We start from the raw sequence: 5,877 nt of genomic DNA on the forward strand, positions 1-5,877 counted from the left end.
GTAATAAGGATTGTCTGTTTTCTAAAAGTACATTATTCCAATGGATACTAGAATATTGGTATAATAACAAGTGATAGAAAGTGGCACTATAAATCTACTTAAGTGCAATATAAGGTACTAGAATAGCATTACTACCAAAATTTTTTCTATTTTGGTAAAGAAAGTAAAACACAGTTACTCTTCCCATTTTCAAAAGGGATCTTTAAAGGATTCATTTACTAAATCAATAATAAACCAAACATTTCTCACCATGTCAAAAACTATCACCGACATTGAAGGTATTGGCGTTACTAATCAAAAAAAGTTAGCCAAAGCGGGCGTTCACTCAGTTAACAGCCTACTAAAAGAAGGAGCTTCCAAATCGGGGCGAAAAAAAATTGCTGATGCCAGTAAGATCGACGAGAGTAAAATTTTAACGTTCGTCAATATGGCAGATTTGTTCCGAATTAAGGGGGTTGCCGGACAATTTGCCGAGTTGTTGAAAGCATCGGGAGTAGATACGGTAAAAGAATTGCGAAATCGAAATCCGGAAAATTTGCACGCAAAGTTGCTAGAGACGAATAAATCTAAAAAGCTAACTCGGATTGTACCAGGAGCTAAGCAAATAACCGACTTTGTGGAGCAAGCCAAAAAGCTTGATCCAATGGTAACTCACTAAAGATAAATATTAGCTATTAGCAAAGCCATCTAAAATACGATGGCTTTTTTTATTTATGGAAGTACTAGATCAACTTACGCTAAACTTTGTTGAGGAAAGCCTGGGCTTACTAAATTTCTGTTTAGGGTTGGTTATGTTTGGGGTGGCGCTAGAACTAACAATAGCCGATTTTAGGCGACTGCTACTGTATCCGCGCAGTGTATTGGTAGGATTAGCCTCTCAACTCTTACTACTACCAGCTATTACCTACCTACTCGTTTTGGTGCTAAACCCCACCACCAGTGTTGCTTTGGGAATGTTGCTAGTTGCGGCTTGTCCGGGAGGTCACTTGTCCAACATGTTCACCGTAATGGCCAAAGGCAACGGAGCATTGTCAGTAAGCCTAACGGCTTTGGCTACATTGGTAGCGGTGGTTACCGTACCTATCAACTTTACATTTTGGTCGGGGTTGTATTTGCAGTCGCAGAGTGAGGTGTCGGCTATTTCTTTATCGGTCGTTCAAATGGTAAGCACATTATTGTGGGTAGTTGGGTTACCACTCTTAGCGGGCATGCTGGTTAACCAGTATCTCCCTCGGTTTACGCAGAAAGCCCGGCGGCCTATGCGAATTGTCTCGCTTATCATTTTTGCGGCCTTCATTGTTGCTGCATTCTCCGCTAACTTTGACTTATTTTTACAGTACATTCACTTGCTTCTGCTTATCGTGCTGGCTCACAATACTATTGCCTATGCGCTTGGTTATGGAATCAGCACATTATTTCGTCTCAAGCTACCCGACCGCAAAGCAATTGCGATAGAAACTGGTATTCAGAACTCAGGATTAGCTCTGGTAATTATTTTCAATTTCTTTGATGGTTTAGGCGGAATGGCATTTCTGGCCGGATGGTGGGGTATCTGGGATATTATTTCGGGCTTATTGTTGGTCTGGATTTTTGCTAAAGTAGGTGAGCAAAATCCATTAGCAAAATATTCGTAGATTCACCCGTAGTATTAGCTACCAACTTCTGAACCTACATTTCTTATGCGATTCTTACTAGCCCTCGTTGGACTATTTTTTACTGTTCTGGCAATTGCTCAAACTCCGGTAAAGAAGTACCAGGGGCAGGGCCCGGTTCAGGAAGTAGATACCAGTCCCCGGCCCATTCAGCAGCAATATCGTAATACGTTTGCGTTTGAAGATGCCGGTATTTATATCAGCAATGAGTTTGCCGGAGCTCGGCTGAATGGGGCTTTGATGAAAGAAGATACGCTGATGGTGTGGATCACTCCCGAAAACGCACCGATCAATCCTAGCCCCTGGTACGCTTTTAAAATTTGGGCTGACGAGCCGAAGGAAGCTTTAGTAAAGTTTACTTATCAGAACGCCAAACATCGTTATTATCCTAAGCTGAGCCGCGATGGTAAAAGCTGGCAGCCACTGGATTCAGCCAACTACCAAGAATTTAATAAGGGTGAATCCGACTTCGGCCCGAATTCTCTACCTGAATCAGCGATGATAAAATTATCATTGGATTCGGACACGCTCTGGGTAGCCGGGCAGGAGTTGCAGACTAGTGAGCATATTTTTGCTTGGATTGACAGCCTGTCGCAGCAGTCATACATCAATCACTCAGATATTGGCGCGAGCCGACTGGGACGACCCATGCGGAGCGTAAAAATTAGTGAAGCTAAGCGGGATGATAAAATCGTATTCGTATTCGGTCGGCAGCACCCTCCAGAAGTAACCGGCTGGCTAGCCATGAAAGCTTTTGTGGAAACAATAACCGGTGATAGCAAGCTAGCTCGGGAGTTTCGCCAGGAATACACTACCTACGTAGTTCCACTGATGAACCCCGACGGGGTTGACCTAGGCCACTGGCGACACAGTGCCGGAGGGGTAGACCTGAACCGCGACTGGAGCCAGTTCCACCACCCCGAAACCCAGGCCGTACGGGATTTTCTGCGAAAGAAAACGGCAGAGGGCGCTAAATTATATTTCGGAGTTGATTTTCATTCTACCTGGGATGATATCTACTACACGCTCGACAGTACTGTTACGACTAACACTCCCGGATTGATGGCCAAGTGGCTCAGCTCGATTGAAAACAACATTCCGGATTATGAAATCAACGAAAAGAGTAGTGTGAACGCTACTGGGGTTTCCAAGAACTTTCTATTTAGGGAGTTCGGAGCGGAGAGTTTAGTGTACGAAGTAGGTGATAACACGCCCCGGCCGTTTGTGCGGCAAAAAGGGCAAGTGGCCGCTGAGCAACTAATGCGATTACTACTGGACCAAAAATAGACGCTTCCCAAATTGCTTATTTCCGTACAAAAATATTACCTTTCAACAATGCTTACTACGCGCTTACTATTTGCTCTTATATTAGGCCCCCCCTTATTATTTAGTTGCCAACCACCTGCTCCTGATGTCACTTCCCAAACCGAACTGCCACCCAACGTACTATTTATTGCCGTAGATGATCTGCGACCGGAACTAGGTTGCTACGGGAAAGACTATATTCACTCACCCAATATTGACCGGCTGGCTAGTCAGGGGTTGGTGTTTAATCAAGCATACTGTCAGCAGGCGGTCTGCTCACCGTCTCGTACCAGTCTGATGACGGGGCTTAGACCGGATTCTTCCCATGTGTACGATCTGCAAACCTACTTTCGCGATGTGGTTCCTGCTTCCGTAACGACTATTCCGGAATATTTTATTCAGCAGGGCTACCACGCGGAGTTCTGGGGTAAAATTTATCACGCGGCTATTCTGGATAGTGCTTCTTGGAGTGTGGAGGGCAATAATCAAGATCGGCGGATTGAGCCCCAGTGGCCGATGGAAAACTGGCGAGCCTATGTAACCGACGAAAGTAATGCGCTGGCTGATCAGAACGATGGAGGTGGCCCGCCCTACGAACGAGCGGTAGTACCCGACACGGCTTATCCTGACGGAATTGTAGCGCAGCGAGCGATAGAAACGCTGGGCGAGTTGAGTCAGCAAGATCAACCTTTCTTCTTGGGAGTAGGATTCTACAAACCTCACTTACCATTTAACGCTCCGCAAAAGTACTGGGACTTGTACGACCCGGCAGAGATTGAACTGCCCAATCAAGATACTCCACCCGAAGGCGCACCAACTGTAGCACTAACTGATTGGGACGAACTGCGGGCGTACGCACTGATTCCGCCGGAAGAAAATGTGAGTGATACTTTGGCGCGCAATATGATTCATGGCTACCGGGCTTGTGTAAGCTATACTGATGCCCAAATTGGCAAAGTGCTAGACGAATTAGATCGGTTAGGATTGAGCGAGAACACTATAATTGTGCTATGGGGTGACCACGGCTGGAAGCTGGGCGACTACGGCGACTGGTGCAAGCACACTAACTTTGAACTGGATACCCACTCCCCGCTTATTGTGAGCGCACCCGGAATGGAATCTACCGGACAGCAAACCGATGCACTGGTAGAATTCGTCGATATTTACCCATCACTCTGCGAACTGGCTGGATTACCGTTACAGAGTCATCTGCAAGGAAAAAGTTTTGTTCCTCTTTTAGAGAACCCAAGCCAAGAATGGAAACAAGTAGCGTTGAGTCAGTTTCCTCGTCAGCAAGGTGAGATTATGGGCTACTCTATGCGAACGGACCGCTACCGCTATACCCGCTGGCAGGATACAACCGGAGCAACTATCGCCCAGGAACTTTACGATCATCAGGACGACCCCACTGCTTACCAAAACTTAGCTATTTCAACTGAATTCGCCGATACGGTACAGCAACTAGATGCTTTACTGACAAAGGAGTGGACGCGTTCTTTGAAGACTAATTAAACAAGAATCTATGGCCGAAAAGAACATTGCCGATCAACTGGCTGAAGTTAATGAGTACGAGCGCGAGCCAGTACCGGAAAACAAAGTAAAGGGCTTCCGCAGCTTTGTAGGAATGGTCGCCGGAGAGCATATTGCCGGTACTGAATTTGTCATTGGGCCCCTCTTCGTTTTGCACGGCGTAACTGCTCGGGACATTTTTCTGGGATTACTTATCGGAAATATTCTAGCCACGCTAAGCTGGACACTTATCTGTGCGCCCACTGCGGTAAAAACCCGTACTACTATTTTCTACCAACTGGAGCGCATCTGCGGATTTAAGTTAGTGACCATTTACAATGTGGTCAATATATTACTGTTCAGTGCTACTGCAGCGGCTATGATCGGAGTTTCTTCAACGGCAGTGGGTTTACTAATCGATGTGCCCATGCCCGGTCTCACCGATATTTATCCTAGCAATATCTCTTCAATACTAATCGTCGTGGCGATTGGGTCGGTGATTGCCGTTGTAGCCACCATGGGGTACGACCAAGTATCAAATTTCGCGAATATTTTCGCCCCCTGGATGCCGCTGATTTTCATTGCCGGAGCGGTAGCGGTATTGCCTCAGTTGGGGGTTACTTCCTTAGATCAATTCTGGGCGGTGGCGAACGCTAAAATCTGGACGGGAGTGGCGGTAGAGGGACTTTCGCAGTACACTCTCTGGCACGTCATTATGTTTTCCTGGTTGTGCAATGCCGCCATGCATATTGGCCTTACCGATATGTCGATTTACCGCTACGCTAAGCGATCCACTTACGGACTAGCTTCCGCGGTAGGTATGTTCGTAGGGCACTACATGGCCTGGATTGCTTCGGGCATTCTTTGCGCTTCCGCGTTTCAAGCGGTGAATTTAAATCCTTCACCGGGTGAGATCGCTTTCTACAGTGTAGGCTTGGCCGGAATTATTTGCGTGATTGTGGCCGGATGGACCACAGCGAACCCTACTATTTATCGCGCCGGATTGGCTTTTCAGGTAGTACTGCCCAACCAAAAACGATGGCGACTAACAATGATCATCGGGGTGATTGCTACTCTCCTAGCCTGTTCGCCTTGGTTAGTTTCTAAGTTAGACCAGTTTCTGGGCATCTACGCCCTAGTTGCCGCTCCAGTGGGTGCGGTGGTCTTAATTGATGTATTTCTTTTTCCTCGCATTGGGCTTCAGAGTAATTACGCCGAAGTAACCGGTTCATCTTTTAATCCGATTGTGTTTGGTACTTGGGCGTTCTCGTTGGGAATCTGCTACTGGCTGTACAACTATACCGGAGCCGATTTTATGTTCTTTTTGGCGGTACCCGGTTGGTTTATCGGGGCAATTCTATACATCGTTCTGAGCAAATTATTTCAATCGAGAATCGCTACTCCTAAAACT

Annotated in this window: 5 protein-coding genes; all 5 read left to right on the forward strand. The window is 46.5% G+C overall.

The window, feature by feature from the left end:
• Positions 1 to 250 precede the first annotated feature (250 nt).
• Complete coding sequence (locus WBA23_RS06400; RefSeq protein ID WP_424581420.1) at positions 251 to 658, forward strand: DUF4332 domain-containing protein; 408 nt, start codon at positions 251 to 253, stop codon at positions 656 to 658.
• 55 nt (positions 659 to 713) lie between these two features.
• Positions 714 to 1,634 carry a bile acid:sodium symporter family protein gene (locus WBA23_RS06405; protein ID WP_424581421.1) on the forward strand — a complete coding sequence of 307 codons (921 nt, stop codon included), beginning with the start codon at positions 714 to 716 and terminating at the stop codon, positions 1,632 to 1,634.
• 45 nt (positions 1,635 to 1,679) lie between these two features.
• Entirely contained in the window at positions 1,680 to 2,939 is a 1,260-nt protein-coding gene (locus WBA23_RS06410) for a M14 family metallopeptidase (protein ID WP_424581422.1), read from the forward strand.
• A gap of 48 nt (positions 2,940 to 2,987) precedes the next feature.
• A complete protein-coding gene (locus WBA23_RS06415) occupies positions 2,988 to 4,469 on the forward strand; it encodes a sulfatase (RefSeq protein ID WP_424581423.1) in 1,482 nt (493 codons plus the stop codon).
• Positions 4,470 to 4,479: 10 nt separating this feature from the next.
• Positions 4,480 to 5,877, forward strand: a 1,398-nt coding sequence (locus WBA23_RS06420; RefSeq protein ID WP_424581424.1) for a purine-cytosine permease family protein, incomplete at its 3' end; no start/stop codon positions are given.

The organism is Tunicatimonas sp. (genome assembly GCF_049647865.1).
Classification (GTDB): Bacteria; Bacteroidota; Bacteroidia; order Cytophagales; family Cyclobacteriaceae; genus Tunicatimonas.

Bases quoted from the DNA above. Each gene is read 5' to 3' on its own strand.
- WBA23_RS06400 (WP_424581420.1), top strand. From the start codon at position 251: ATGTCAAAAACTATCACCGACATTGAAGGTATTGGCGTTACTAATCAA.
- WBA23_RS06405 (WP_424581421.1), top strand. From the start codon at position 714: ATGGAAGTACTAGATCAACTTACGCTAAACTTTGTTGAGGAAAGCCTG.
- WBA23_RS06410 (WP_424581422.1), top strand. From the start codon at position 1,680: ATGCGATTCTTACTAGCCCTCGTTGGACTATTTTTTACTGTTCTGGCA.
- WBA23_RS06415 (WP_424581423.1), top strand. From the start codon at position 2,988: ATGCTTACTACGCGCTTACTATTTGCTCTTATATTAGGCCCCCCCTTA.